This window comes from Kitasatospora sp. NPDC005751 (genome assembly GCF_040630835.1).
Classification (GTDB): Bacteria; Actinomycetota; Actinomycetes; order Streptomycetales; family Streptomycetaceae; genus Kitasatospora.
In genome coordinates this window covers 127,013-149,275 of the sequence record NZ_JBEXYC010000014.1, presented here as the reverse complement: position 1 = coordinate 149,275, position 22,263 = coordinate 127,013, and the positions used below count along the sequence as shown (strand labels likewise).

General features: G+C 75.4%; 21 protein-coding genes, 2 tRNA genes and 1 riboswitch. Of the genes, 19 read left to right on the top strand and 4 right to left on the bottom strand.

Annotated elements, in window-relative coordinates:
• The first annotated feature begins 172 nt into the window (after window positions 1–172).
• From ABZ497_RS16625 to ABZ497_RS16595, 7 genes are all read left to right on the top strand, one after another.
• Window positions 173–1,762 (top strand): TROVE domain-containing protein, encoded by a 1,590-nt coding sequence (locus ABZ497_RS16625; RefSeq protein WP_359805756.1) that lies wholly within the window; start codon window positions 173–175, stop codon window positions 1,760–1,762.
• A gap of 71 nt (window positions 1,763–1,833) precedes the next feature.
• The gene (gene lhgO / locus ABZ497_RS16620; protein WP_359805754.1) at window positions 1,834–3,069 is read left to right on the top strand and encodes an L-2-hydroxyglutarate oxidase; all 1,236 of its coding nucleotides are present in this window, start codon (window positions 1,834–1,836) and stop codon (window positions 3,067–3,069) included.
• 125 nt (window positions 3,070–3,194) lie between these two features.
• Window positions 3,195–4,025, top strand: a complete 831-nt coding sequence (gene trmB, locus ABZ497_RS16615; protein WP_329489069.1) for a tRNA (guanosine(46)-N7)-methyltransferase TrmB — start codon at window positions 3,195–3,197, stop codon at window positions 4,023–4,025.
• Window positions 4,026–4,153: 128 nt separating this feature from the next.
• A complete protein-coding gene (locus ABZ497_RS16610) occupies window positions 4,154–5,431 on the top strand; it encodes a PrsW family intramembrane metalloprotease (protein ID WP_359805752.1) in 1,278 nt (425 codons plus the stop codon).
• A gap of 50 nt (window positions 5,432–5,481) precedes the next feature.
• Window positions 5,482–5,555: transfer RNA gene (locus tag ABZ497_RS16605), tRNA-Met, on the top strand.
• Between the two features lie 126 nt (window positions 5,556–5,681).
• Window positions 5,682–5,755: transfer RNA gene (locus ABZ497_RS16600), tRNA-Met, on the top strand.
• Window positions 5,756–6,360: 605 nt separating this feature from the next.
• On the top strand, window positions 6,361–7,440 hold the full coding sequence (locus ABZ497_RS16595) for a hypothetical protein (RefSeq protein WP_359805750.1): 1,080 nt from the start codon (window positions 6,361–6,363) through the stop codon (window positions 7,438–7,440).
• Here ABZ497_RS16595 and ABZ497_RS16590 read toward each other — a convergent pair.
• The 3 genes from ABZ497_RS16590 to ABZ497_RS16580 form a co-directional block, all read right to left on the bottom strand.
• Window positions 7,437–8,159: a class I SAM-dependent methyltransferase gene (locus ABZ497_RS16590; RefSeq protein ID WP_359805747.1), complete on the bottom strand. Its 723-nt coding sequence runs from the start codon at window positions 8,157–8,159 to the stop codon at window positions 7,437–7,439. The genes ABZ497_RS16595 and ABZ497_RS16590 overlap by 4 nt on opposite strands.
• Before the next feature lie 98 nt (window positions 8,160–8,257).
• On the bottom strand, window positions 8,258–8,971 hold the full coding sequence (locus ABZ497_RS16585) for a sensor domain-containing protein (protein WP_359805745.1): 714 nt from the start codon (window positions 8,969–8,971) through the stop codon (window positions 8,258–8,260).
• Between the two features lie 101 nt (window positions 8,972–9,072).
• Window positions 9,073–9,645 (bottom strand): GNAT family protein, encoded by a 573-nt coding sequence (locus ABZ497_RS16580; protein ID WP_359805743.1) that lies wholly within the window; start codon window positions 9,643–9,645, stop codon window positions 9,073–9,075.
• Between the two features lie 42 nt (window positions 9,646–9,687).
• Here ABZ497_RS16580 and ABZ497_RS16575 point away from each other — a divergent pair, with 42 nt between their 5' ends.
• Window positions 9,688–10,704 carry a hypothetical protein gene (locus tag ABZ497_RS16575; RefSeq protein WP_359805741.1) on the top strand — a complete coding sequence of 339 codons (1,017 nt, stop codon included), beginning with the start codon at window positions 9,688–9,690 and terminating at the stop codon, window positions 10,702–10,704.
• Between the two features lie 71 nt (window positions 10,705–10,775).
• Here ABZ497_RS16575 and ABZ497_RS16570 read toward each other — a convergent pair whose 3' ends face one another.
• Window positions 10,776–11,636, bottom strand: a complete 861-nt coding sequence (locus ABZ497_RS16570; protein ID WP_359805738.1) for a M23 family metallopeptidase — start codon at window positions 11,634–11,636, stop codon at window positions 10,776–10,778.
• A 12-nt stretch (window positions 11,637–11,648) separates the two neighbouring features.
• Window positions 11,649–11,807, bottom strand: a riboswitch (cyclic di-AMP (ydaO/yuaA leader).
• Window positions 11,808–12,051: 244 nt separating this feature from the next.
• Between ABZ497_RS16570 and ABZ497_RS16565 the strand changes: the two genes are divergently transcribed.
• From ABZ497_RS16565 to ABZ497_RS16515, 11 genes are all read left to right on the top strand, one after another.
• Window positions 12,052–12,342, top strand: a complete 291-nt coding sequence (locus ABZ497_RS16565) for a YiaA/YiaB family inner membrane protein (protein ID WP_329489059.1) — start codon at window positions 12,052–12,054, stop codon at window positions 12,340–12,342.
• Between the two features lie 122 nt (window positions 12,343–12,464).
• Window positions 12,465–13,292, top strand: coding sequence for an alpha/beta hydrolase (locus ABZ497_RS16560; RefSeq protein WP_359805735.1), 828 nt, complete (start codon window positions 12,465–12,467; stop codon window positions 13,290–13,292).
• Between the two features lie 63 nt (window positions 13,293–13,355).
• Window positions 13,356–13,925, top strand: coding sequence for a WHG domain-containing protein (locus tag ABZ497_RS16555; protein WP_359805733.1), 570 nt, complete (start codon window positions 13,356–13,358; stop codon window positions 13,923–13,925).
• A 242-nt stretch (window positions 13,926–14,167) separates the two neighbouring features.
• The gene (locus tag ABZ497_RS16550; RefSeq protein ID WP_359805730.1) at window positions 14,168–16,444 is read left to right on the top strand and encodes a SpoIIE family protein phosphatase; all 2,277 of its coding nucleotides are present in this window, start codon (window positions 14,168–14,170) and stop codon (window positions 16,442–16,444) included.
• 161 nt (window positions 16,445–16,605) lie between these two features.
• The gene (locus ABZ497_RS16545; RefSeq protein ID WP_359805776.1) at window positions 16,606–17,886 is read left to right on the top strand and encodes a sensor histidine kinase; all 1,281 of its coding nucleotides are present in this window, start codon (window positions 16,606–16,608) and stop codon (window positions 17,884–17,886) included.
• A complete protein-coding gene (locus tag ABZ497_RS16540) occupies window positions 17,870–18,283 on the top strand; it encodes a roadblock/LC7 domain-containing protein (protein WP_329489055.1) in 414 nt (137 codons plus the stop codon). The genes ABZ497_RS16545 and ABZ497_RS16540 overlap by 17 nt, the downstream gene beginning before the upstream one ends.
• Window positions 18,280–18,627 carry a DUF742 domain-containing protein gene (locus tag ABZ497_RS16535; RefSeq protein ID WP_329489053.1) on the top strand — a complete coding sequence of 116 codons (348 nt, stop codon included), beginning with the start codon at window positions 18,280–18,282 and terminating at the stop codon, window positions 18,625–18,627. The genes ABZ497_RS16540 and ABZ497_RS16535 overlap by 4 nt, the downstream gene beginning before the upstream one ends.
• The gene (locus ABZ497_RS16530) at window positions 18,605–19,237 is read left to right on the top strand and encodes an ATP/GTP-binding protein (RefSeq protein ID WP_329489052.1); all 633 of its coding nucleotides are present in this window, start codon (window positions 18,605–18,607) and stop codon (window positions 19,235–19,237) included. The genes ABZ497_RS16535 and ABZ497_RS16530 overlap by 23 nt, the downstream gene beginning before the upstream one ends.
• Window positions 19,234–20,730, top strand: a complete 1,497-nt coding sequence (locus ABZ497_RS16525) for a cytochrome P450 (protein ID WP_359805725.1) — start codon at window positions 19,234–19,236, stop codon at window positions 20,728–20,730. The genes ABZ497_RS16530 and ABZ497_RS16525 overlap by 4 nt, the downstream gene beginning before the upstream one ends.
• A complete protein-coding gene (locus tag ABZ497_RS16520; RefSeq protein WP_359805722.1) occupies window positions 20,694–21,800 on the top strand; it encodes a cytochrome P450 in 1,107 nt (368 codons plus the stop codon). The genes ABZ497_RS16525 and ABZ497_RS16520 overlap by 37 nt, the downstream gene beginning before the upstream one ends.
• 44 nt (window positions 21,801–21,844) lie before the next feature.
• Window positions 21,845–22,102, top strand: coding sequence for a hypothetical protein (locus tag ABZ497_RS16515; RefSeq protein ID WP_359805719.1), 258 nt, complete (start codon window positions 21,845–21,847; stop codon window positions 22,100–22,102).
• Window positions 22,103–22,263: the final 161 nt, after the last annotated feature.

Genomic DNA, 22,263 nt, shown 5'->3' with positions numbered 1-22,263 from the left:
GGGTTCGAGTCCCGGGCGTGCCGCGCGCGAGCGCGGCCGTTAGCTCAATCCGGTAGAGCACAAGGCATACACCTCCGCCGACGCCGGCCGCCGGGCCGGCACGATCTCGGGCACCCCTTCCTCCGCCGTGCCTCCTTCGCGTTCCACCAGCCAGCAGGGGGCAGCTTCCACCATGTCGCGTTTCAACACCCGTACGGCCCGGCCGAGTCCGGCCTCGCCGGTACGCAGCACCGGGAAGCGCACCGTGAACCACAACGGCGGCACCGGGTTCCAGCGCGACGCCAGGTCCGAGCTCTTCCTGCTGGCGGTGGCGAACCTGGTCGGCCAGGACACCTTCTACGAGAAGGGCGGCGCGCGGGACGACCGCTACACCGCGCTGGTGCGCGGACTCGCCGTCACCGACCCGGAGTGGACCACGGGCCTGCTGCGCTGGCTGCGGTCCGACGCGCACCTGCGCACGGCCGCGCTGGTCGGCGCCGCCGAGTTCACCCGGGCCCGGCTGGACGCCGGGGCGCCCGGCCACTCGCGGCAGGCCGTCGACGCCGTCCTGCAGCGCGCGGACGAGCCCGGCGAACTGCTCGCCTACTGGACGTCCCGCTACGGCCGGGCGCTGCCCAAGCCGCTCAAGCGCGGGGTCGCGGACGCCGTCCGCCGGCTGTACCACGCCCGCTCGCTGCTCAAGTACGACACCGCGTCCAAGGGCTACCGCTTCGGTGACGTGCTGGAGCTGACCCACCCCTCGCCCGACCCGGCCAAGCCGTGGCAGGGCGAGCTGTTCCGCTACGCGCTGGACCGCCGGCACCGGCCGGACGAGGCCGTCCCGCCCGCCTCCGACCGGCTGCTCGCGGCCAACCGCGAACTGCTCGCCCTGCCCGTCGAGCAGCGGCGGGCGGCGGTGACGGCCGAGGGCGGTGCCGAGCGGCTCGCCGCGGCCGGGCTGACCTGGGAGGCACTGGCCGGCTGGCTGCGGGGCCCGCTGGACGCGGCCGTCTGGTCGGCGGTCATCCCGTCCATGGGCCCGATGGCGCTGGTGCGCAACCTGCGCAACTTCGACCAGGCCGGCGTCCCGGACGAGGTCGCGGCCGAGGTCGCGCGGCGGATCGCCGACCCGGACGAGGTGCGCCGCTCCCGCCAGTTCCCGTTCCGCTACCTCGCCGCGCACCGGCACGCGCCGTCGCTGCGCTGGGGGCACGCGCTGGAGACCGCGCTCTCCCACTCGCTCGGCAACGTGCCCGCGCTGCCCGGCCGGACGCTGATCCTGGTCGACCGCTCGGGCTCGATGTTCGACCGGCCGAGCGCGCAGACCCAGCTCAACCGGGCCGACTCGGCGGCGATCTTCGGCACGGCCCTCAAGGTCCGGGCCGCCGACGCCGACCTGGTCGAGTTCGGCACCACCAGCCGGGTCGTCCGGGTCGCCCCGGGCGAGGCCGTGCTGCGGGTCCTGGACCGCTTCACCGACCTCGGCGGCACCGACACCGCCCAGGCCGTCCGCACCCACTACCGGGGCCACGACCGGGTGGTCGTCGTCACCGACGAGCAGACCGGCCGCGACCACTGGGGCGGCGACGCCCTGGCCGCCGTGCCGGCCCACGTCCCCGTCTACACCTGGAACCTGGCGGGCTACGCGCCCGGCCACGGCCCGAGCGGCGCGGCGAACCGGCACACCTTCGGCGGGCTGGGCGACGCCGCGTTCCGGCTGATCCCGCTGCTCGAAGCGGGCCGGGACGCGACCTGGCCGTGGCTGGAGCCGGACGCCCGCTGAGGCGCCCTCGACCGGCCCCGCCCACCGTGACAGCATCGGCGGGCGGGGCCGGGCCGAACGAGGAGCGAGCGGTGGCGTACGACTTCGACGTGCTGGTGGTGGGCGGCGGGATCGTCGGGCTCTCCACGGCGTACGCGCTGACCCGGGCCCGGCCCGGGTTGCGGCTGGCGCTGCTGGAGAAGGAGCCCGGCTTCGCCGCCCACCAGACCGGCCGCAACAGCGGGGTGATCCACAGCGGCGTCTACTACCGCCCCGGCTCGCTCAAGGCCCGGTACGCCGTCGCCGGGGCCACCGAGATGGTGGAGTTCTGCCGCGCCCACGGCGTCCCGTACGAGGTGACGGGCAAGCTGATCGTCGCCACCGACCCCGCCGAGCTGCCCCGGCTGCGGGCCCTCGCCGAGCGCGGCCGGGAGAACGGCATCCCGGTCGCCGAGCTGGACCGGGCCGGCATCACCGCGTACGAGCCGCAGGTGACCGGTATCGCCGGGCTGCACATCGGCACCACCGGCATCTGCGACTTCCCCGCCGTGGCCGCCGCCTACGCCCGGCTGGCCCGCGAGGCGGGCGCGGAGCTGCGCACCGGCACCGAGCTGCGGGCGGTCGCCCGCCGGGCCGACGGCGTGACCGTGCAGACCTCCACCGGCGAGCTGCGCGGCCAGGTACTGGTGAACTGCGCGGGACTGCACAGCGACCGGATCGCCCAGCTGGCCGGCGACGACCCCGGTGTGCGGATCGTGCCGTTCCGCGGCGAGTACTACGAACTCGCCCACGAGCGAAGGGACCTGGTACGCGGCCTGGTCTACCCCGTCCCCGACCCGGCCTTCCCCTTCCTCGGCGTGCACCTGACCCGGGGCATCCACGGCGACGTGCACGTCGGCCCGAACGCGGTGCCCGCGCTGGCCCGCGAAGGGTACGACTGGCGCACCGTCCGCCCGCGCGACCTCGCCGGGACGCTCGCCTTCCCCGGCACCTGGCAGATCGCCTGCCGGCACTGGCGGTACGAGCTCGGCGAGCTGCACCGCTCGCTCTCCAAGCGGGCCTTCACCGCGGCCGTCCGGCGGCTGCTGCCCGCCGTCACCGCCGAGGACCTGGTGCCGGCCGTCGCCGGGGTCCGGGCCCAGGCGGTGGCCCGGGACGGCGCGCTGCTGGACGACTTCGCCTTCGCCGGCTTCGACCCGGACGACCCGCGCTCCACCCGCCGTCTGGTGCACGTCCTGAACGCCCCCTCCCCGGCCGCCACCGCCTCGCTGCCGATCGGCCGCGAAGTGGCCCGCCGGGCGCTGGCCGCCCTCGCAGCGGGCGGCTGAGCCGGCCCGTCCCGACCGGCGCGCGCCCTGGCCGGGACGGAGCGGGGCGGACTCGGCCCGGCCCCGCGTCAGGTGCGTCACAGCCCCTGGGGCCGCACCCGGCGGCCCCGTAGAATCGGGTGATTGTGACTGCCACCGCCCCGATCCCCCAGCAATCGCCGTCCGCCCGGCTCTCCGCCGCGCCGGCCGGCTACCCCGCGCCGATGTACCCGCACCGGGCCACCGAGGCCCAGCACAGCGAGCGACGCATCCGCAGCTTCCAGCCGCGCCGGGGCCGGATGACCAACGCCCAGGCGGGCGCGCTGGACCGGGGCTGGGAGACGTACGGCATCGCGATCGACGGCAGCCCGCTGGACCTGGCGGAGCTCTTCGGCGGTCTGCCGGTCACCCTGGAGATCGGCTTCGGGATGGGCGAGACGACCGCCGCGATGGCCGCCGCCGACCCGGCGACGGGCATCCTCGCCGCCGACGTCCACACCCCCGGCCACGGCAACCTGCTCGGCCTGCTGGAGCGGGACGGCTCGCGCAACGTCCGCCCGGCCGCCGGCGACGCCGTCATCCTGCTGCGCGACATGCTGCCCGACGCCTCGCTGGCCGGCCTGCGGGTCTACTTCGCCGACCCGTGGCCGAAGCCGAAGCACCACAAGCGCCGGCTGGTCCAGGCCTCCTTCCTGGAGCTGGTGCTGCCCCGGCTGGCCCCCGGCGCGCTGGTGCACTGCGCCACCGACTGGGAGCCGTACGCCGAGCAGATGCTGGAGGTGCTCTCCGCCTCGCCCGAGCTGGAGAACCTGCACCCCGAGGGTGACGGCACCGGCTGGCTGGAGCCCGCCGACCACCCGGCCGGCAGCGTGCCCGGCTACGCTCCCCGGCCCGACTGGCGGCCGGTCACCAAGTTCGAGCGGGCCGGCATCGCCAAGGGCCACGTGGTGCACGACCTGCTCTTCCGCCGCCGCTGACCCGCCGCCGGGCTGACCACTCGGCCTGACCGCCCGGCCTCACCGCCGGCCCCGGCCGCCCGGTCCGCAGGGGTGGATTCGTCCCGAGTCCTCCCGGCGGGCCGGTGCCGTGGCCTACCCTGTGCCGGGTGAGCAGCCCGTCCGGCGGCTACCGGGCCACCGCCCGGACCGTCGGCGACCGAGAGATGCCCACGCGCACCGCCGGCACCCGCGCCATCCCGGGGCCCAGGACGCGCCGGGGCCACCGGCTCACGCCCTGGCCCACCGCCGCCCCGCCGGCCACCGCCGGACCGGGGCCGCGCCCCGCCCGCTCGGTCGTGCTCTCCTCGGTCACCACCACCGCCGTCCTGGCGCTGGCCGGCTGCGGCGTGCTGATCCTCCAGCTGGTCCGCCGCCAGACCGGGACCACCGGGCTGCTGGTCGGGCTCGGCCTGGCGCTCGTCCCGCTGCCCTTCGTGCTCGGCGGCCTCGCCTGGCTCAACCAGACCGCCCGGGTGCCGCTGCGCCACATCGTGTTCTGCCTGGGCTGGGGCGCCTTCGCGGCGACCACCGTCGCGATCCTCGCCAACGGCTGGACCAGCACCTACCTCACGGCCCACCAGGGCAGTCTGGGCGAGGTGCTGGGCGCCGACCTGGTCACCCCGGTGATCGAGGAGAGTGCCAAGGGCGCCGCCCTGCTCCTCCTGCTGCTGCCGCTGGGCACCCGGATCCGGTGCCACGGCCACCGCACCGGCCGCCCGTGCGCGAGCGTGCTGCGCCGGCTGCCCGGCCCCGGCCTGCCCCTCGGCCACGGCCGCGGACCCGCCCTGCCGCACGCCCGGGGCCGGCCGCGGCCGCGCCCCTACCTGCGCCCGCTGCCCTACCTGCGGCCCTACCCGCCGACGCCCGACCGCCCGCGCGCCCGGGCCCGCCCGCGCACCCTGGCGGCCGGGGTCGTCCTCGGCGGGATCACCGCCTGCGGCTTCGCCTTCACCGAGAACGCGCTCTACCTGGGGCGGGCCTTCACCGACGACCAGCAGCAGCGGCTGGACAGCATCGGCCTCGGGGAACCGCCCAGCCTGCGGGACTTCGACAGCACGGTGCAGACCTTCGTCCTGCGCGGGCTGCTCTCGCCCTTCGCCCATCCGCTGTTCACCGCGCTGACCGGGCTCGGCCTGGCCATCACCCTCACCACCGGCCGGCGCCGGCTGGCCAGGATCGCCGCCCCGGCCGGACTGCTGCTGTCGATGGTCCTGCACGGCACCTGGAACGCCGCCGCCGACCTCGGCACGCACGGCTTCCTGCTGGTGTACGCGGTGCTGATGGTGCCGTGCTTCGCCGCCCTGGTCTGCTTCGCCGCCTGGGCCAGGAGCAGGACGGCGCGGCACGCCGCTCGCCGTGCCCGGGCACCCGCCGCGGTCCGGTGACGAACTGATTTCCCATTCGGGCGACTTCCCCGTAGGGTTGCGTTCACCGACGCGGGGTGGAGCAGCTCGGTAGCTCGCTGGGCTCATAACCCAGAGGTCGCAGGTTCAAATCCTGTCCCCGCTACTCAGTAGCACAGAGGCCCGGAGGATTCGTCCTCCGGGCCTCTCGCGTGTCCGGTCCGGGGTCCGGGGTCCGGTGACGAATTGATTTCCCATCCGGGCGACTTCCCCGTAGGGTTGCGTTCACCGACGCGGGGTGGAGCAGCTCGGTAGCTCGCTGGGCTCATAACCCAGAGGTCGCAGGTTCAAATCCTGTCCCCGCTACTCAGTAGCACAGAGGCCCGGAGGATTCGTCCTCCGGGCCTCTCGCATGTCCGGGGCCCGGGTCCGGGGTCCGGGGTCCGAGGTCCGGGGGCCCCGGCTCCCCGCCGCTCCCGGCCCGGTTCGGGAGCCGTCCCGGAGCCGCACCGGAGCCGCCCCGGAACCGGTGCGGCGGCCGCGAATTAATCCGTTGCCCCCGTTCCGAGGAGCTGCCTAAGCTGGCTGCACACTGAAGGGAGGTGATCCTGAATTGAGTTCCATCAGGATGCGTGAGGTGGCTGCTCGCTAGAGCCGCCCCTGCCTGCGCAGGACGAGGCCCCGTGCCTCCGGCAGGCGAATTCCAAGCAGTCACCCGGCCCGTGGGCTCACCGGAACATCCCCGGTGCCTCGCTGCAGCGAGGAGCAGCCCACGGGCTGTCTGCTGTTCCGGCACCGATCGGCCCGGACGGCGCCCCGGAGCGTTTGCCTCCCACCGCTCCGACGCTAGAGTCGGCGCGGGTTCCGGAGCGGAGCGGGGCGGCCACAGGGGGTAGGCGATGGCGAGGACGCGGCGGACCGGGGGCACGACGGCCCTGCGAACGGCACAACGGGGAGCGGCCGGAGCGCTCGTGGGGGTGGGAGCGCTCGGCCTGGTGCTGTTCTCCCTCGACCGGGCGCACAGCTGGCAGGCGCTGGGCGGCGGGTTGGTGGTGACCGGGGCCTCGGCGGTGCTCGGCGGCGCGCTCGGCTTCCTGTTCGGCGTGCCCCGGGCGCGCGGTGGCCCGGCCGGTGAGCCGCACGGCTCCTACGCCCCGAACACCAATCTGGAGCAGGTCTCCGACTGGCTGACCAAGGTCCTGCTCGGCGTCGGCCTGACCCAGCTCGGCTCGCTCGGCGAGCGGCTGCACCAGCTCGGCGCGGCGCTGGCCCCCGCGCTGGGCGGCGGCGAGGGCGCGGCCCCCTTCGCGGCCGCGCTGGTCCTCTACTTCCTCGTTCTCGGCTTCCTGACCGGCTGGCTGGTGACCCGGCTCGCCCTGCCCCGGGTGCTCTCCGGCGCCGACCAGGCGCTCGACCTCTTCCTGGCCGGCCAGGACCGCGACCTCCGGGGCGACAAGGTGGGCGCGGACGACCTGCGGGTCCGCGCGATGCAGCACCTGGGCCTGCTGGGCGGCAGCACCGGCCGGGCGGACGACCCGGCCCGCCTGCCGCCGTCGAACGCGACGACCGGGCCGGAGAGCGTGATGGCCGAGGTCCGGTCGACGGCCCGGCGCTCGGCGCTCACCGCGGACCGGGTCCGGGAGCTGTTCGCGGACGGCGCCGACGACCGGCGGATCCAGGCGCTCGCCCTGATGCAGGGCGATCCCGCGCTGGCCGACCTGACCAGCGTGCTGGAGGCGATCGAGCACCCGCGCTCCGGCTTCGAGCAGTACCACGCGCTGCTGGCCGCCCGGGGCCTGCTCTCCTGGCTGCCGGCCGCACAGGCGCAGCGGCTGCGGGACGCGGTGGCCGGCCGGCTGGTGGCGCCGGACGGCATCCCGTACGGCTCCGACCGGAGCTGGCTGGCGGAGAAGATCCTCTCCCGGCTGGAGTCGCCGGCTCCGCTCCCCCCGCAGGTCACCCTCCCGCAGCAGACCGGTCCGGTCGGCCCGCCGGCCGGGCAGCCGGTCGGCCCGCCCGAGACCGACCGGCCGGAGCGGCAGCCGGGCTAGCCGCCCCGGCGCCGGCGGTCGGCGGCCCGCAGGACGAGGACCCGGCCGAGTCGCCCCGCACCGGCCGGGAGCGGGCGGACCTCGCTGGCGATCCGGCGCTCGCCCAGCGCGCGGCGCAGCCCGTCGAGGTGCCGGCAGCGCCGGCCCGCGGCGTCGTTCAGCGGGTGGACCCGGACCTCACCGCCGGGGGCGGTCACCCGGACCAGCTCGGTCAGCGCGGCCAACTGCTGCGCGGGGCCGAAGAGTTCGGGGTAGACGAACAGCAGGAACCCGCTGAGGGTGAGCGCGAAGGTGTCGTCCGCGAACGGCAGCCGGGGCAGCGCGGCGGCCACGTACCGCTGCGGGTGGGCGGCGGCGTCCGCGGCGAACAGCCGGCGGGCCCGGTCCCAGCTGCGCAGGTAGCGGTCGGCCGGGCGGTGGTGGGGCGCCGGGTACAGCTCGGGGCGGGCGGCCATCGCGGCCGCCATGGCGGCGCGGGCGGCCAGCGCGCGGGCCGCGAGCTCGGGGGCCGGCCAGGCGTACGCGGGATCGGTGGCGATCACCCGGCAGCCCAGCTCGCGTGCCTCGGCGGCGAGCCCGGCGGCGCCGCCCGGGCAGTCGAGGACCGGCCCGGGGAGGGCCGCGAGCCCGGCCCGGGTCAGGTCGAACAGCGCGCAGTACTCGTCCAGCGGGCGGGAGGTGACCGGGACGTCGGCGGCGAGGTCGGTCGGGGCGGCCATGCGGTCATCGGACCACGGGCCGGCCCCGCCCGCACCCCGGAGCGTCCGGGGCGGGGCGGGGCCGGTGGGGCCGGGCGGTGGGGCGGTGGGTGGGCCGGTCAGCGGCCGAGCAGGGCCCGGGCGGCGAGCCGGTTGACGTTGGTCAGGCCGCGCACCAGCTGCGGGGTCAGGAAGACGAACACGAAGCCCAGCAGCGAGAGCCCGGCGATCTGCAGCGGCCCCTCGACGTAGTAGACGTGCTCGACGCCGTTGCCGTCGTAGTAGTCGAACACCCGGAAGCCCCGCCAGCCGACGTACTTCGGGTAGACCCAGTGGTAGAGCGGGTAGAGCGCCAGCGTCCAGCCGACCAGCAGGAACGTCAGCGACATCACGAAGCTGAAGAGCGCCCACGGGAGCATCACCACCTGGTAGAGCACGGCCTTCCAGCCCGCCGCGTCCACCAGCCGCGCGGTGATCGCGCCCCAGCTGCCCGGCCGGCGCGCCCGGACCGGCTTCGGGCCGGGCACGTCCAGCGCCAGCATGCCGCGGACCCGGGCCCGCTCCAGCCGGCCGAAGCCCCGGGCCCCGGCGGTCAGAGCGGCCAGCACCGGCATGCCGAGCACGGTGACGAGGGTGCCGACACCGAAGGCGAACAGCGTGGTGGCGAAGGCGAACCCGGCGAGGGCCACCGGCACCGCGGTGAGGGTGAAGCCGAGCTCCCGGTAGTAGTAGGACGAGAACGGCGCCCGCCAGGCGTACGGCGGCTCCTCGGTGCGCCGTACCGCGTCGTCGCGGTCGTACTCGCTGCGCTGCGTGCTGAGGCTGCTGCTCATGGCCCTCGGGTCCTTCTCGGTGGCGTGCCGGGCTGACGTCACAACCCTGTCAAAGGCCGGGCCGGGCGGACATCCGGCTCCCCCGTGAAGCGGGCCGGGGGTTAACCCCCCACCCGGGGCCACTCGTGGGCGAGCAGCGAGTACTGGAAGGAGTCGCGCCAGCAGCCGCGCAGGTGCACGTCGTGCCGGATCCGGCCCTCCAGACGGAAGCCGGCCCGGGTGAGCACCCGGACCGAGGCCGTGTTCTCCACGTCCACCCGGGCGACCAGCCGGTGCAGCCCGAGCGGGCCGAAGGCGAAGTCGCAGAGCAGCCCGGTGATCTCGCCCGCGTAGCCGTTGCCCCAGGTGTCGGGGCGCAGCGCGTAGCCGAGGTCGGCGCTGCGGTGGCCGCCGAGCGTGAGGGCGGCGTTGCCGATCGGGACGGCGCGGGACGGGGCGTCCGCGTCGGCGCGGCGGGTGACGGCCAGCCGGTAGACCGTCCGCTCGTCCTGCTGCGCCTCCTCCAGGTACTGCTCGATCTGGTCGGCGCAGTCCTCGCGGTCACGCGGCTCGAACGGGAGGTAGCGGGTGGCCTCCCGGTCGCCGAACACCGCGTACAGGGCGTCGACGTCGGCGGCGCTGTGGTGGAACTCGCGGATGGCCAGGCGGGGGCCGGTGAGTCGGACGGGGACCATGCCTGCCGACCCTACCCGGGCTTTCCGGTTACCTTACGTGACATGGAAGAAGAAGACCTGCGGCTCGCCCCGCGCACCAAAACCGCCGAACTGCTCGCCTGGGCGCAGGCGCACGGCCACCCGCCGGTGGCCGAGGCGCCGGTGCGGGCGGTGCTGGCGCTGCTGGAGCTGGGTGAGGGCAGGATGCGTGACGGCTGGCCGGAGCTGACCTCGGACGCCGTGGAACAACTGCTGTACGAGCGGCTCTACCTGTACGTCCAGCCCGAGCCGGAGCAGGACCCGCTGGCGTACGGCGCCGCGGTGCGGCTGCTGATCGACCACCAGCGGGCGGCGAAGCGGCTGAACGCCAAGCGGCAGGAGCGGCTGCACGCGGAGGCCGAGTGGCAGGGCGAGGTGGCCGCCGGGCTGCTGCGCCGCGCCGACCTGGTGACCTGGCCCCGGCTGTACACGCTGCTGCTGCGCGCGGACGGGGTGGACCCGGCCGACGGGGCGACGGTCCGGGCCTGGCTGGAGGCGTTCCGGGAGCTGGCGCCGGAGGACCGGGCGGCCGCCTACGAGCGGCTGGAGGCGACGGGCGCGCTGGACCCGGTGGACGACGGGGGCTGGGACGGCGCCCGGCCGCTCAGCGTCGGGATGGCCACCGACGGTGCCCGGCGGCTGCTGGAGCAGGGGCTGATGCGGCGCAGCTACCGCAACCTGGAGGAGCTCACCGCGCAGGGCCGGCCGATGCCCGACGAGCTGGCCGGGGACTTCGGGGCGTTCGAGGAGGCCGCCGTCGAGGCCGCGCTGGACCTCTTCGGCGAGTGGACGGTGCCGGGGCTGCCGCGGCTGCTGGTGGAGGAGTTCCCGGAGCTGGCCCCGGAGCCGGGCCAGGAGGAGATCGACGCGTACCTGGCGCAGCTGCCCGGGGCACCCGGCGAGGCGGAGGAGGCCGGGGAGTACGGGGACGACGAGTACGGGGACGAGTACGGGGACGAGTACGGCTACGCGCCCGGGGACGGGCACGTGCACGGGTCCGCCGACCGGCCGGACGGGGCCGACGCGGCCGCCGGGGCCTGAGACGCGACGGTGCCCCGGCCGTCGTGACGACGACCGGGGCACCGCGGCGGGCTGTCAGAAGGTGACGCCGGTCAGGGGGTCACGCCGCGCTGCTCGAACCAGCTCTCCGGGTCGACCGGGGCACCGCCGCCGGGGCGGACCTCCAGGTGCAGGTGCGGGCCGGTGACGTTGCCGGTGGCCCCCACCTTGCCGAGCTGCTGGCCGGGGACGACCTTGCCGGAGCCCTTGATGATCGAGGAGAGGTGGCAGTACCAGATCTCGGTGCCGTCGGGCAGCGTCTCGACGATCCGGTAGCCGTACGACCCGGCCCAGCCGGCCGAGGTGATGGTGCCCTGGCCGACCGCGTAGACCGGGGTGCCGGTGTCGGCGGCGAAGTCCAGGCCGGTGTGCAGGTGGGCCCAGTAGGAGGCGCTCTGGCCGTAGTGGGCCGAGAGGTGGTAGTCGCGCACCGGCAGCTCGATGGCGGCGAGCTTGGCCTTCTCGGCCTCCTCGGCGGCCCGCTTGGCCTCCTGCTGCTGGGCCGCGCGCTTGACCTCGGCCTCCTTGGCGGCCTGCAGGCGGGCGCCCTCCTCGGCGGCGGTGCGCTGGCTGTCGGCCTGCTGCTGGATCCGGGCGGCGAGCGCGAGGCCCGGGTCCGCGGCGAGCGCGACCGGGGTCTCGTCCGGGACCTCGACGGCGGGGGCGGCGGCCGGGGTGGCGGAGGCGAAGCCGGTCGCACCGAGGGTGGCGGCCACGGCGGTGACGCCGAGCAGCGGGGCGGTGCCGCGGGTCTGACGGGGCATCCGGTGCCGGTTGCTGTCGGGGGCCTGCGGCCCGGTCTCGGCGCCGGACCCGCCGAACTCGCCCGGGTGGGCGGGCGGCCAGGGGTGGTCGAGCAGCTGGGTGCCGGCGGGGGAGCCGGGCAGGTGTGCCGGAGAGTGCGACGACGCCACGGAGGCGCGCTCCTTTCCTTCCTTCGCGCCTACCGGGTTAGCTGACGGGTTCGGAGCAGGAAGGTCTCCTACGGCTGGGCCTGGGCCCGGCCGATTCACCCCAAGGAACATGGTTCCCCGGCTCCCTGGCCTGCCCGGAGGCCGGCCGGCGGGATTAGGCGACGGCGCACGGTGCCGTCTGGGTACGGCGTTACGAACCGCGCTGCGTTATCAAACGTTAATCCTAGGAGCCTCTGATTCCAAGCCGTCCGTTCGGGACAACCGGATACTACCCGGGCGGTACGTGACCTGATGGGCGATTTGGGCGGATCGACGGCAACTGACACCACCGAACGTGAGGGGACGTCAACGAACGGTCCCCCACTTGAGTACTCCTACTCATGTGCGGCACTCCCGGCGCGGCCATCCTGGCGCCATGAACGCACCGATGCAGTCACGCACCACGGCCGCGTACCACCTCCAGGCCGTCCTCTCCTTCGCCCTCTCCGGCGGCGCCCTCGCCGTCGGCATCGCCTATCTGCCGGTCGGCGGCTGGACCCGCGCCTTCCTCGCGGTCGGCCTGCTCTACACCGTCACCTCCGCCTTCACCCTGGCCAAGGTGATCCGGGACCGGCAGGAGACCAACGAGATCGTCACCCGGGTGGACCAGGCGCGGCTGGAGAAGCTGCTCGCCGAGCACGACCCGTTCAAGGTGGAGGGGGTCTGAGCCGCGGCACCGGGGCCGCCCCGGGGGTCCGACCGGTCGAGGGCTTGACGGCTAAGGCTATTAGCCTTAGCTTTATGGCTATCGGCGCAACGCCGACAGCCCCGCGGACCGAGGAGGCCCCCATGCCCGGCACCTTCACCCCCAGCACCCAGTACCTCGACCTCCCCGGCGGCCGGCTGGCCTTCGACGACACCGAGCAGGGCGACGGCGCCCCCCTCGTCCTGCTCCCCGGGATGCTCGACAGCCGTGCCGCGTACCGGCACCTGCGCCCGCTGCTGGTGGCCGCGGGCCACCGGGTGATCACCCTGGACCTGCGCGGCTTCGGCGAGTCCTCGATCGCCTGGGACGACTACACGCCGGCCGCGATCGCCACCGACGTCCTCGCCCTGCTGGACCACCTCGGCATCGACCGCGCCACGCTGGTCGGCAACTCCTACGCCGGTGCGACGGTGGTCAAGGTGGCCGGGGACGCGCCGGAACGGGTCGCCGGGATCGTCCTGGTGGACGCCTTCGTCGAGAACCCGCCGCCGAACGCGCTGCAGCGCGCGATGTTCGGCGTGATGGGCGTCCTGCTGGTGCACTCGCCCGCGTCCTGGGGCCTCTACCACCGCAAGATGGCGTACCCCGGCCCCAAGCCGGCCGACTTCGACGCCTACGTGGACGGACTGGTCGCCGCGATGCGCACGCCGGGCCGCAAGCAGGCCACCCGGGGCTACGTGCGCGGGGACTCCGCGCCGAACGGCTGGACCGCCGCCGTGAGCTGCCCGGCGCTGGTCCTGATGGGCACCAAGGACCCCGACTTCCCCGACCCCCAGCTGGTCGCCGACCGGCAGGCCGCCGCGCTGAACGGCCGCAAGGTGATGATCGAGGGCTCCGGGCACTACCCGATGGCCGACCGGCCGCAGGCCACCGCCGACGCCCTGCTGCCCTTCCTCGCCGAGCTGGCCTGAGCCCGCCCTTCCGCGCCGCGCCGGCCCGAGCCCGCCCGCTACCTCGCCCACGGAGACCGCACCATGCCCCGAGTCGGACTGACCCCCGAGCAGGTCGTCGACCACGCCCTCGCCCTCATCGACGCACAGGGCCCCGAGGCCCTCACCCTGGCCGCCGTCGCCGGACGGGCCAAGGTGGCCACCCCCTCGCTGTACAAGCACGTCAGCGGCGGACTCGCCGAGCTGCGCCGGCTGATCGCCGTCCGGGTCACCGAGGAACTCGCCGACCGGCTCGCCGAGGCCGCCCTCGGCCGCGGCGGGGACGACGCCGTCGCCGCCGTCCTGCGGGCCTACCACGGCTACGCCACCGAGTACCCGCACCGGTACACCGCGCTGCCGCAGGCCCCGCAGCCGGACGACGACCTGGCCAGGGCGGGCGGCCGGCTGGTCGGGGCGATCCTCGCGGTGCTCCGCGGCTACGGGCTGGAGGGCTCCGAGGCCGTCCACGCCGCCCGGACCGTCCGCTCGGTCGCCCACGGCTTCGCCTCGCTGTCGATCGGCGGCGGGTTCCAGCTCGCCGAGAACCTCTCCGACACCCAGGACCGCCTGATCACCCTCCTCACCGGCGGCCTCCGGAACTGGCCCGGGGCCTGAGCCCCGCCCCCACCGCGCGCCCGGCTCCGTGAGTTCCCCCGGCCGGGCGCCGCACCCGGCGCACCCCGCGCGGCGGGTCGGCCGGACCACGGCGGACCACCCGGTCGGAGCGGCCGGGCAGGGCACCACCGGCGTCCGCACCCCGGCACCGGTGCGCCGTCCGGGTCACCCTTCACCGGCATCGGAAATGAGGTATGAAGAATTGGGTGCCCGACAAGGCGACGGAAAGGCCGGGAAATCCCATGGACCTGACCTCACCGTGGCTTCCCCCCTCCGAGGACGAGAGCCGGGCCCCGCGCAGCAGCCCCACCGCGCGCAGCGCGATGCGCTGTGTCCGGTTACTGCTCGGCTGCACCACCGCCGCCGAACTCCTCGGGACCGTGCTCGCCGAGGGCCCGGGCTGGATCACCGGTGAGGGCTCCGCGCTCTACCTGCTGGACAGCGCCGGAATGCTCCGGCTCACCGCCTCGCACGGCCTGCCCGACTGGGTCCACGAGCGCTACGGCGTCATCGATCCGGCGAGCGAGCTGCCCGCCGCGATGGCCCTGCGACTGCGCCGCCCGTACCTGCTCAGCCCGGAGCGCACCAGCGTCGACTATCCCAACCGCAATGCCGGTATGGGCACCGGAATGGTCGCGCTGATCGCCCTGCCGATGATCGTCGACGAACAGCCGGTCGGCGTGCTCGCCCTCGCCCTCGCCCACCGGGGCACCGTCCCCCGCCGCGATCTGGACGTGCTGGAGACGCTCGGCGACGCCTGCGCCCACCGGCTCGCCCATCTGCTCGACAGCGCGCGGGCGGAGACCCGCCCGGCCGGGACGGCCCACCCGGGGCCCGGCGGCGAGGCCGGTACGGACGGGCGGTCCGCCGCACTGGCCCACCCGATGCTCTCGCTCGCCGTCCGGTCCGCCGGGCACGGCGCCTTCGAGCGCGATCTGGTGACCGGCGAGACCTTCTGGGACGCCACCGCCTACCGTGTGGTCGACCGCCCCGTGCCGCCCGACGGCCCGCCCACCGCACCCGACCTGGACGGGCTGGTCCATCCCGAGGACCTCCCGGACGTCCAGGCCGCCCTCGCCGAGGCACTCGCCACCGGCGGCCCGTACCGGATCGAGTACCGGGTGCCGCGCCGCGACGGCGGTGTGATCCGGATCGAGGAGACCGGCGAGGTGATGCTGGACGTGCACCGCCGGCCGGTCCGGGTCGCCGGGCTGCTGGCCGACCGGGACCGCGGGGGCGCCCCCGCGGAGGAGGCGGCCGGCGGCGGAGCGGGCGGCGGCGCCCCGGCGGCCGGCGCCCGCTCGGCACTGCTGCTTGCGCTCACCCGCGCGCTGTCCCGCGCGGTCACCGTCCGGGACGTGACCACCGCGGTGACCGACGTCGCCCGGCCGGCGTTCGGCGCCGCCAGCATCGTGCTCGACCTGGTCGACGAGGGTCGGCTGCTGCCCGTCTCGCACACCGTGTACGGCGGCCCGCGCCGGACCGAGCTGACCCGGCTGGCCGACCTCTCCGAGGGCGTGATGCAGCACTCGCTGGCCCGCTCCGCCCCGCTGTTCAGCGAGCCCGCCACCACCCGGCCCGGCGGCGGGCCACTGACCCCGGCGTCCTGGGCGGTGCTGCCGCTGGTCGCCTCCGGGCGACAGGTCGGCTCCTGCCTGATCACCTTCTCCACCGAGCGGGTCTTCGGCCGCGAGGACCGCACCCTCTACTCCGCCTTCGCCGGCATCCTGGCGCAGTCCCTGGAGCGCGCCCGGCTCTACGACACCCACCACCACCGGGCCACCGAGCTGCAGCGCGCCATGCTGCCGCGCACCCTGCCCCGGCTGCCCGGGATCGCCAGCGCCGCACGCTACCTGCCCAGCACCGAGGGCATGCAGATCGGCGGCGACTGGTACGACCTGCTGCGGCTGCCGGACGGCCGGATCGGCCTGGTGATCGGCGACGTCCAGGGCCACAACGCCGAGGCCACCGCCGTGATGGGCCAGCTGCGCAGCGGTCTGCGCGCGTACGCCACCGACGGCCACGACCCGGCCGCCACCCTGGCCCGGACCAGCCGGCTGCTGTCCGAACTCGACACCGACCTCTTCGCCACCTGCCTCTACCTCACCCTCGACCCCGCAGACGGGACGGTCCGGGCGGCCCGGGCCGGTCACCCCTCGCCGGTCCGGATCGCGCCGGACGCCCCGGCCGTCGAGCTGGACCTGCCGGGCGGCCCACCGCTGGGCGTGGACCCGGGGCAGCCGTACCACCTGACGGTCGGGCACCTGGCGGTCGGCGAGACGCTGCTGGTCTACACGGACGGGCTGGTCGAGGACCGCGAGGAGGACTACGACGAGTCGGTGCAGCGGATGCTCGGCGGGCTGGAGCTGTGGGCCCGGCAGGCCGGTCCGGTCCGGCTCGGCCCGGCCGCCGCCCTGGAGCGCCTCGCCGACCTGCTGACCCTCAACGTGACCGAGCGCCGCTCCCGGCCGGACGACGTCGCTCTGCTGTTGCTGCACCGGAGTTCGCCGGTTCAGTGAGCCTCCGACGGGGCCGGGGGAGCGGCCCCGGGCGGGGCGCGGCCGGGCCGGAAGCAGGTCGGATTGACGTCGTATGGACGGGATATTGACGAGATCCGGTCACTTGGCGAGATCCGTTCACACCTTCGTAGGATCATCACCCTAGAATTCGCGGCGTGACGATGACTCAGTGGTGTGCAACGGCAACCGGCGTTCTCGCCGCCCTCGCCCTCGTGGCCGCCGCCCGCTACCGCGCCGTCTCCGTCACCCAGCGCCGCCGGGCCGACCGGCAGCAGCGCGAGAACGCCCGCCTCCAGGAGCAGCTCGCCGTCGAACTCGCCCGCCGGGGCAGCGAACTGGCCGCCGTCCAGCAGGAGCAGGAACTCAACGCCTCCACCCAGCGGGCCTTCCTCAGCGTGGCCCGCCGGATCCTCGTGATGGCCCACGACCAGCAGGCCCTGCTCGACGAGATGGAGCGCACCCACGACGACCCGGCGCTGCTGGAGGGCCTGCTCAAGGCCGACCACGCCGCCGCCCAACAGGCCCGCCTCGCCCAGACCCTGGCCGTCCTGTGCGGCGCCCGGGCCGGGCGGCACTGGCCCGAACCGGTCTCGCTGGAGGACGTGGTGCGCGGTGCCCAGTCGCGCATCCTGCCCTTCCAGCGGGTGGTGGTCCGCAGCCGGATCGAGACCGCCGTGGTCGGCGCCGCCGCCGAGGCGCTCATCCACGCCGTGGCCGAGCTGCTGGACAACGCCACCCGCTACTCACCGCCCAGCACCCAGGTGTTCGTCACGCTGATGCCCGTCCACAACGGCGCCGTCGTCGAGATCGACGACGGCGGCGTCGGGATGCCCGAGCCGGCCGTCGCCAAGGCGGCCTCGGCGCTGGCCGGCGGCACCTCGCTGGAGGTGTCCCGCCTCGGCGAGGTACCGCAGCTGGGCCTGGCCGCGGTCGGCCGGCTCGCCGAGCAGTACGGGTTCCGGGTCACCCTCAGTTCGGCGCCCTCCCCGTACGGCGGGGTCCGGGTCGTGGTGCTGCTGCCGAACGCGCTGCTCACCGAGCCGCTCCCGCCGACCGTCCCGGGCCTCGGCCCCGACGACCCGGCGTTCCCGGCCGACCCCCACCGGAACCCGGCCTCCCCCTACCCGGGCGGACATCCGCGGACCCCCGCACACCCCCTGGTGGAGACCCCGCCGGCCGGCCCCGCCGCTCCGCCGCCGCTGCCCCGCCGGAGCCACCGGCGCGACCGCTCCAACCGCCACGCCTCGCCGGCCGCTCCCCCGCCGGCGCCCGCCCCGCCCTACCGGTCGGCGCAGGATGCCCGGGCGTTCATGGCGATGTTCCAGGCCGGCACCGCCGACGGCCGGTCGGCCGCCCGGACGCAGGCCCAGCCCCACCGTTCCCTGCCCGCTTCCCCCCAGCTCCCCCAGCGCTTCGGAGAGTTCCATGACCACCACCCCTGACCTCGGCTGGCTGCTCGCCGACATCATCTCCGTCCCCGAGGTCCAGCACGCCGTCGTGGTGTCCAACGACGGCCTGGAGATCGGCCGCAGCGCGGGCATCCTGCGCGAGGACGCCGAGCGGCTCGCCGCCGCCTGCTCGGGCCTGCAGTCGCTGGCCCGCGGGGTCGCCCAGGGCTTCGGCGGCCACGGCAGCGCCACCCGCCAGATCGTCATCGAGTACGGCGGCGGCTACCTCTTCGTGGTCGCCGCCGGGGCCGGGGCCCACCTGGCCGTGGTGACCGGCGAGGCGGTCGACGCCGGCCTGGTCGCCTACCAGATGCAGGTCCTCGTCGAGCGGATCGGCAGCCACCTCACCAGCCCGCCGCGCGTCGATCACGCGGCGGGGGGCCGGCGGTGAACGGGCCGGTCCGGCCCTATGTGATCACCGGCGGACGCAGCCGGCCCACCCGGTCCGCGCTCGCCGTCGAGAGCCTGGTCAGCGCCTTACCCGACCGGCCCGACCTCCCCGAGGACGCCCTGCTCAACCGCGAGCACCAGCGCATCCTGGACCTCTGCCGCAGCCTGCTGTCGGTCGCCGAGGTGGCCGCCTACCTCGGGCTGCCGCTCGGCGTCGTCAAGGTGCTGGTCGGCGACCTCTGGGACCTCGGCGCCGTCCAGGTGCTCCCGCCCGTCCCGCAGGCCGAACGCCTGCCCGCAACCCTCCTGGAAGAGGTGCTCGTTGGCCTCCGCCAACTCCGCTGACCCGCGCACCGCCGAGCCCTCGGCGCCGGAGCCCCAGTACCTGCCGCCGTCCGTCCAGGGCGCCGTGAAGATCCTGGTCACCGGCCCGTTCGGGGTCGGCAAGACCACCCTGGTCGGCGCACTGAGCGAGATCACGCCGCTGCGCACCGAGGAGACCATGACGGCCGCCAGCAGCGGCATCGACGACCTCACCGGGCGGCCGGGCAAGACCACCACCACGGTCGCGCTGGACTTCGGCCGGATCACGCTCAACCCCCGGCTCGCCCTCTACCTCTTCGGCACCCCCGGGCAGCAGCGGTTCTGGCCGCTCTGGGACGACCTGTCGCGCGGCGCGCTCGGCGCCATCGCGATGGTCGACCTGCGCCGCCCGGACGAGAGCTTCGACGTGCTCGGCCGGCTGGAGGAGCAGCGGATCCCGTTCGCGGTCGCCGTCAACACCTTCCCGGACACCCCGAGTTACCCCGAGGAGGAGCTGCGCTCCGCCCTCGACCTGCTGCCCGACGTACCGATCCTGTACTGCGACGCCCGGGACCGCCGGGCCGCGTACGACCTGCTGATCGACTTCGTCGACCATCTGCACTCCACCGCCGTACTGGAGCTCCAGCGATGACGACCCCCGACCCGGGCACGGCCGTTCCGCCGTCCGCCGGGCAGCTGTCCGCACCCCCCGGCTGCCCGGCGCACGCCGCCGGGACCCTGCCCGCCGGGGTGCCGCTGCCCCGGCTGTACGGCGCCGCCGTCGCCGACGACCCGCACGGCCTGTACGCCCGGCTGCGGGCCCAGTACGGCCCGGTCGCGCCGATCGAGCTGGAGCCGGGGGTCGAGGCCTGGCTCGTGCTCGGCTACCCCGAACTGCTCGAACTCACCCGCAACGAGGCGCTGTTCTCCAAGGACTCGCGCCGCTGGAGGGTCCCCGCCGAGGGCCGGCTGGCCGCCGACTCCCGGCTGCTGCCGATGACCGCCTGGCGTCCCACCCTGCTCAACCTGGACGGCGCCGAGCACCAGCGGCTGCGCGCCGCCGTCGCCGACACGCTGGCCGAGATCGACCACCGCCAGCTGCGCGAGACCACCGAGGCCGCCGCCGACGCGCTGATCGACAGCTGGGGCCCGGACGGCACCGCCGACCTGATCGCGCAGTACGCCCGCCGGCTGCCGCTGCTGGTCTTCACCCAGCTGATCGGACTGCCCGCCGAGGCCGGACCGCACCTGGTCGGGCTGATCAGCCACTTCGTCGACAGCAGCAAGGACTCCGTGCGCGCCAGCGCGGAGTTCCAGGCGATCCTGGTCGACCTCGTCCGGCGCCGCCGCGCCACGCCCGGGGCCGACCTCACCTCCTGGCTGCTGGCCCACCCGGCCGCGCTCAGCGACGAGGAGGCGGTGCACCACCTGGTGGTGATGATGGTCGCGGGCAACGAGACCACCATCAACTGGACCGGCAACACCCTGCGGCTGCTGCTCACCGACCGCCGGTTCCGGGCCACCCTGACCGGCGGCCGGCTCACCGTCTCCGACGCGCTGGAGGAGGTGCTCTGGCGCGACCCGCCGACGCAGAACTTCCCCGGCCGGTGGGCGACCGGCGACACCGTCCTCGGCGGCCAGTACATCAGCGCCGGCGACATGCTCGTGCTCGGCCTGGCCGCGGCCAACGCCGACCCGGCCGCCCAGGGCGTCTCGGCCGCCGCGCACGGCTCGCTCGGCGGCAACCGGGCGCACCTGGCCTGGGGCGCCGGCAAGCACGTCTGCCCGGCCCAGCACCCGGCCCGGATCATCGTCGAGACCGCCGTCGAGACCCTGCTGCACCGCCTTCCCGATCTCCAACTGGCCGTACCGCCCAGCGAGTTGGCCTGGCGCCGGTCGCCCTGGTCACGCGCCCTGGTCAGCCTGCCGGTGCTCTACAGCGCCTTCACCCCGCCCCGCCCGCCAGCCCCCGAGAGGCCGTCATGGACACCGCCGCCCCTGAGCTCGACCGACCCGGCCACCGACCCGAGCCCATCCGGCTCGACCCCTTCGGACGGGACCAGCACGGAGAGAACGCCCGGCTCCGGGAGGCCGGCCCGGCGGTCCTGGTGGAACTCCCTGGCGGGGTGGTGGTCTGGGCGATAGCCCGGCACGACACCCTCCAGGAGCTGCTCGCCGACCCCCGGGTGGGCAAGAACCCGCAGCTCTGGACCGCCTTCACCGAGGGCCGGCTGCCCGAGGGCTGGCCGCTGCTGAACTTCGTCACCGTGCCGGGCATGATCACCGTGGACGGCGAGGACCACCGGCGGCTGCGCGGCCTGGTCACCCAGGCCTTCACCCCGCGCCGGGTCGCCGAACTGCGGCCCGCCGTCGAGTCCCGCACACGGGCGCTGCTCGACGACCTCGCCGGGCTGGAGGGCCCGTTCGACCTGCGCGAGCACTTCGCCTACCCGCTGCCGATGCAGGTCATCGGCGAACTGCTGGGCCTGCCGCCCAAGCAGCAGGACGAACTGCACGAGCTCTCCGACACCCTGGTCTCCAGCTCCGCCACCCCGGCCGCCGCGATCGCCGCCCAGCGGGGGCTCCAGGCGCTGCTCGCCTCCGTGGTCGAGGCCAAGCGCGCCGAACCCGGCGACGACCTGACCACCGACCTGATCGCCGCCCGCGAGTCCGGGGACCGGCTCAGCGAGCAGGAGCTCGTCGGCACGCTGCTGCTGATGCTGGTGGCCGGGCACGAGACCACCCTCAACCTGATCACCAACGCCGTCCGTGCCCTGCTCTCGCACCCCGAGCAGCTGCGGCTGGTGCTCGACGGGGAGCAGCCGTGGTCCGCGGTGGTCGAGGAGACGCTGCGGTACGACTCGCCGGTCGGGCAGTTCCCACTGCGGTACGCGACCGAGGACATCCCGGTGGGCGACGTGGTGATCCGGCGCGGCGAGGCGCTGCTCGCCTCCTACGCGTCCGCCGGCCGGGACGCCGCGCACTACCCGGACGCCGACCGCTTCGACATCACCCGGCAGCCGAACCGGCATCTGTCGCTCGGCCACGGCCCGCACTTCTGCCTCGGCTCCGGACTCGCCCGGATGGAGGCGGAGACCGCGCTGCGGTACCTGTTCGACCGCTTCCCGGGGATCGCCCTGGCCGAGGGGCCCGCGCCGGAGCCGATCGGGTCGTTCATCAGCAACAGCGTGCGGACGCTGCGGGTGACGGTCTGACGCCGCCGCGGTGACCTGAGGGCGGCCGGGTCGTTGGGGGTTCCATGAAGAAACTCGCCACCCTGGCCGCCCTCACCATGGCAGGCCTCGCCCTGGCCGCCCCGGCCGCGTCGGCCACGACCTCCACCGCCACGTCGCCGGACGCCCTGGACGGGCTCTCCAGCGGCCTCACCCTCTCCCCGGGCGACCTCGCCCTGAAGGAGGCCGGCAAGCTCCCGCTGGTCGGTCACGCCGCGCAGGAGGTGGAGGCGATCGGCACCAACCAGTTGACCCATCCGGGCCTCAGCGGGCAGATCGGCTGAGCGGTCCGGCGCGGGGACCCGGCGGTCCGGGAGCTCCCCTGTGGCTCCCGGGCCCCGTGGTCTCCCGGCTCTCCCGGCTCGCCCGGCTCGCCCGGCTCTCCCGGCTCTCCTTCCGAAGCGGCCGCCACCGCTGCGCGCCGCTCGGGGCGCACAGCGGCCGG

Coding starts and splice junctions, on each gene's coding strand:
- ABZ497_RS16625 (WP_359805756.1), top strand. CDS start 173: ATGTCGCGTTTCAACACCCGTACGGCCCGGCCGAGTCCGGCCTCGCCG.
- ABZ497_RS16590 (WP_359805747.1), bottom strand. CDS start 8,159: ATGGCCGCCCCGACCGACCTCGCCGCCGACGTCCCGGTCACCTCCCGC.
- ABZ497_RS16585 (WP_359805745.1), bottom strand. CDS start 8,971: ATGAGCAGCAGCCTCAGCACGCAGCGCAGCGAGTACGACCGCGACGAC.
- ABZ497_RS16580 (WP_359805743.1), bottom strand. CDS start 9,645: ATGGTCCCCGTCCGACTCACCGGCCCCCGCCTGGCCATCCGCGAGTTC.
- ABZ497_RS16575 (WP_359805741.1), top strand. CDS start 9,688: ATGGAAGAAGAAGACCTGCGGCTCGCCCCGCGCACCAAAACCGCCGAA.
- ABZ497_RS16565 (WP_329489059.1), top strand. CDS start 12,052: ATGAACGCACCGATGCAGTCACGCACCACGGCCGCGTACCACCTCCAG.
- ABZ497_RS16560 (WP_359805735.1), top strand. CDS start 12,465: ATGCCCGGCACCTTCACCCCCAGCACCCAGTACCTCGACCTCCCCGGC.
- ABZ497_RS16555 (WP_359805733.1), top strand. CDS start 13,356: ATGCCCCGAGTCGGACTGACCCCCGAGCAGGTCGTCGACCACGCCCTC.
- ABZ497_RS16550 (WP_359805730.1), top strand. CDS start 14,168: ATGGACCTGACCTCACCGTGGCTTCCCCCCTCCGAGGACGAGAGCCGG.
- ABZ497_RS16545 (WP_359805776.1), top strand. CDS start 16,606: ATGACTCAGTGGTGTGCAACGGCAACCGGCGTTCTCGCCGCCCTCGCC.
- ABZ497_RS16540 (WP_329489055.1), top strand. CDS start 17,870: ATGACCACCACCCCTGACCTCGGCTGGCTGCTCGCCGACATCATCTCC.
- ABZ497_RS16525 (WP_359805725.1), top strand. CDS start 19,234: ATGACGACCCCCGACCCGGGCACGGCCGTTCCGCCGTCCGCCGGGCAG.
- ABZ497_RS16515 (WP_359805719.1), top strand. CDS start 21,845: ATGAAGAAACTCGCCACCCTGGCCGCCCTCACCATGGCAGGCCTCGCC.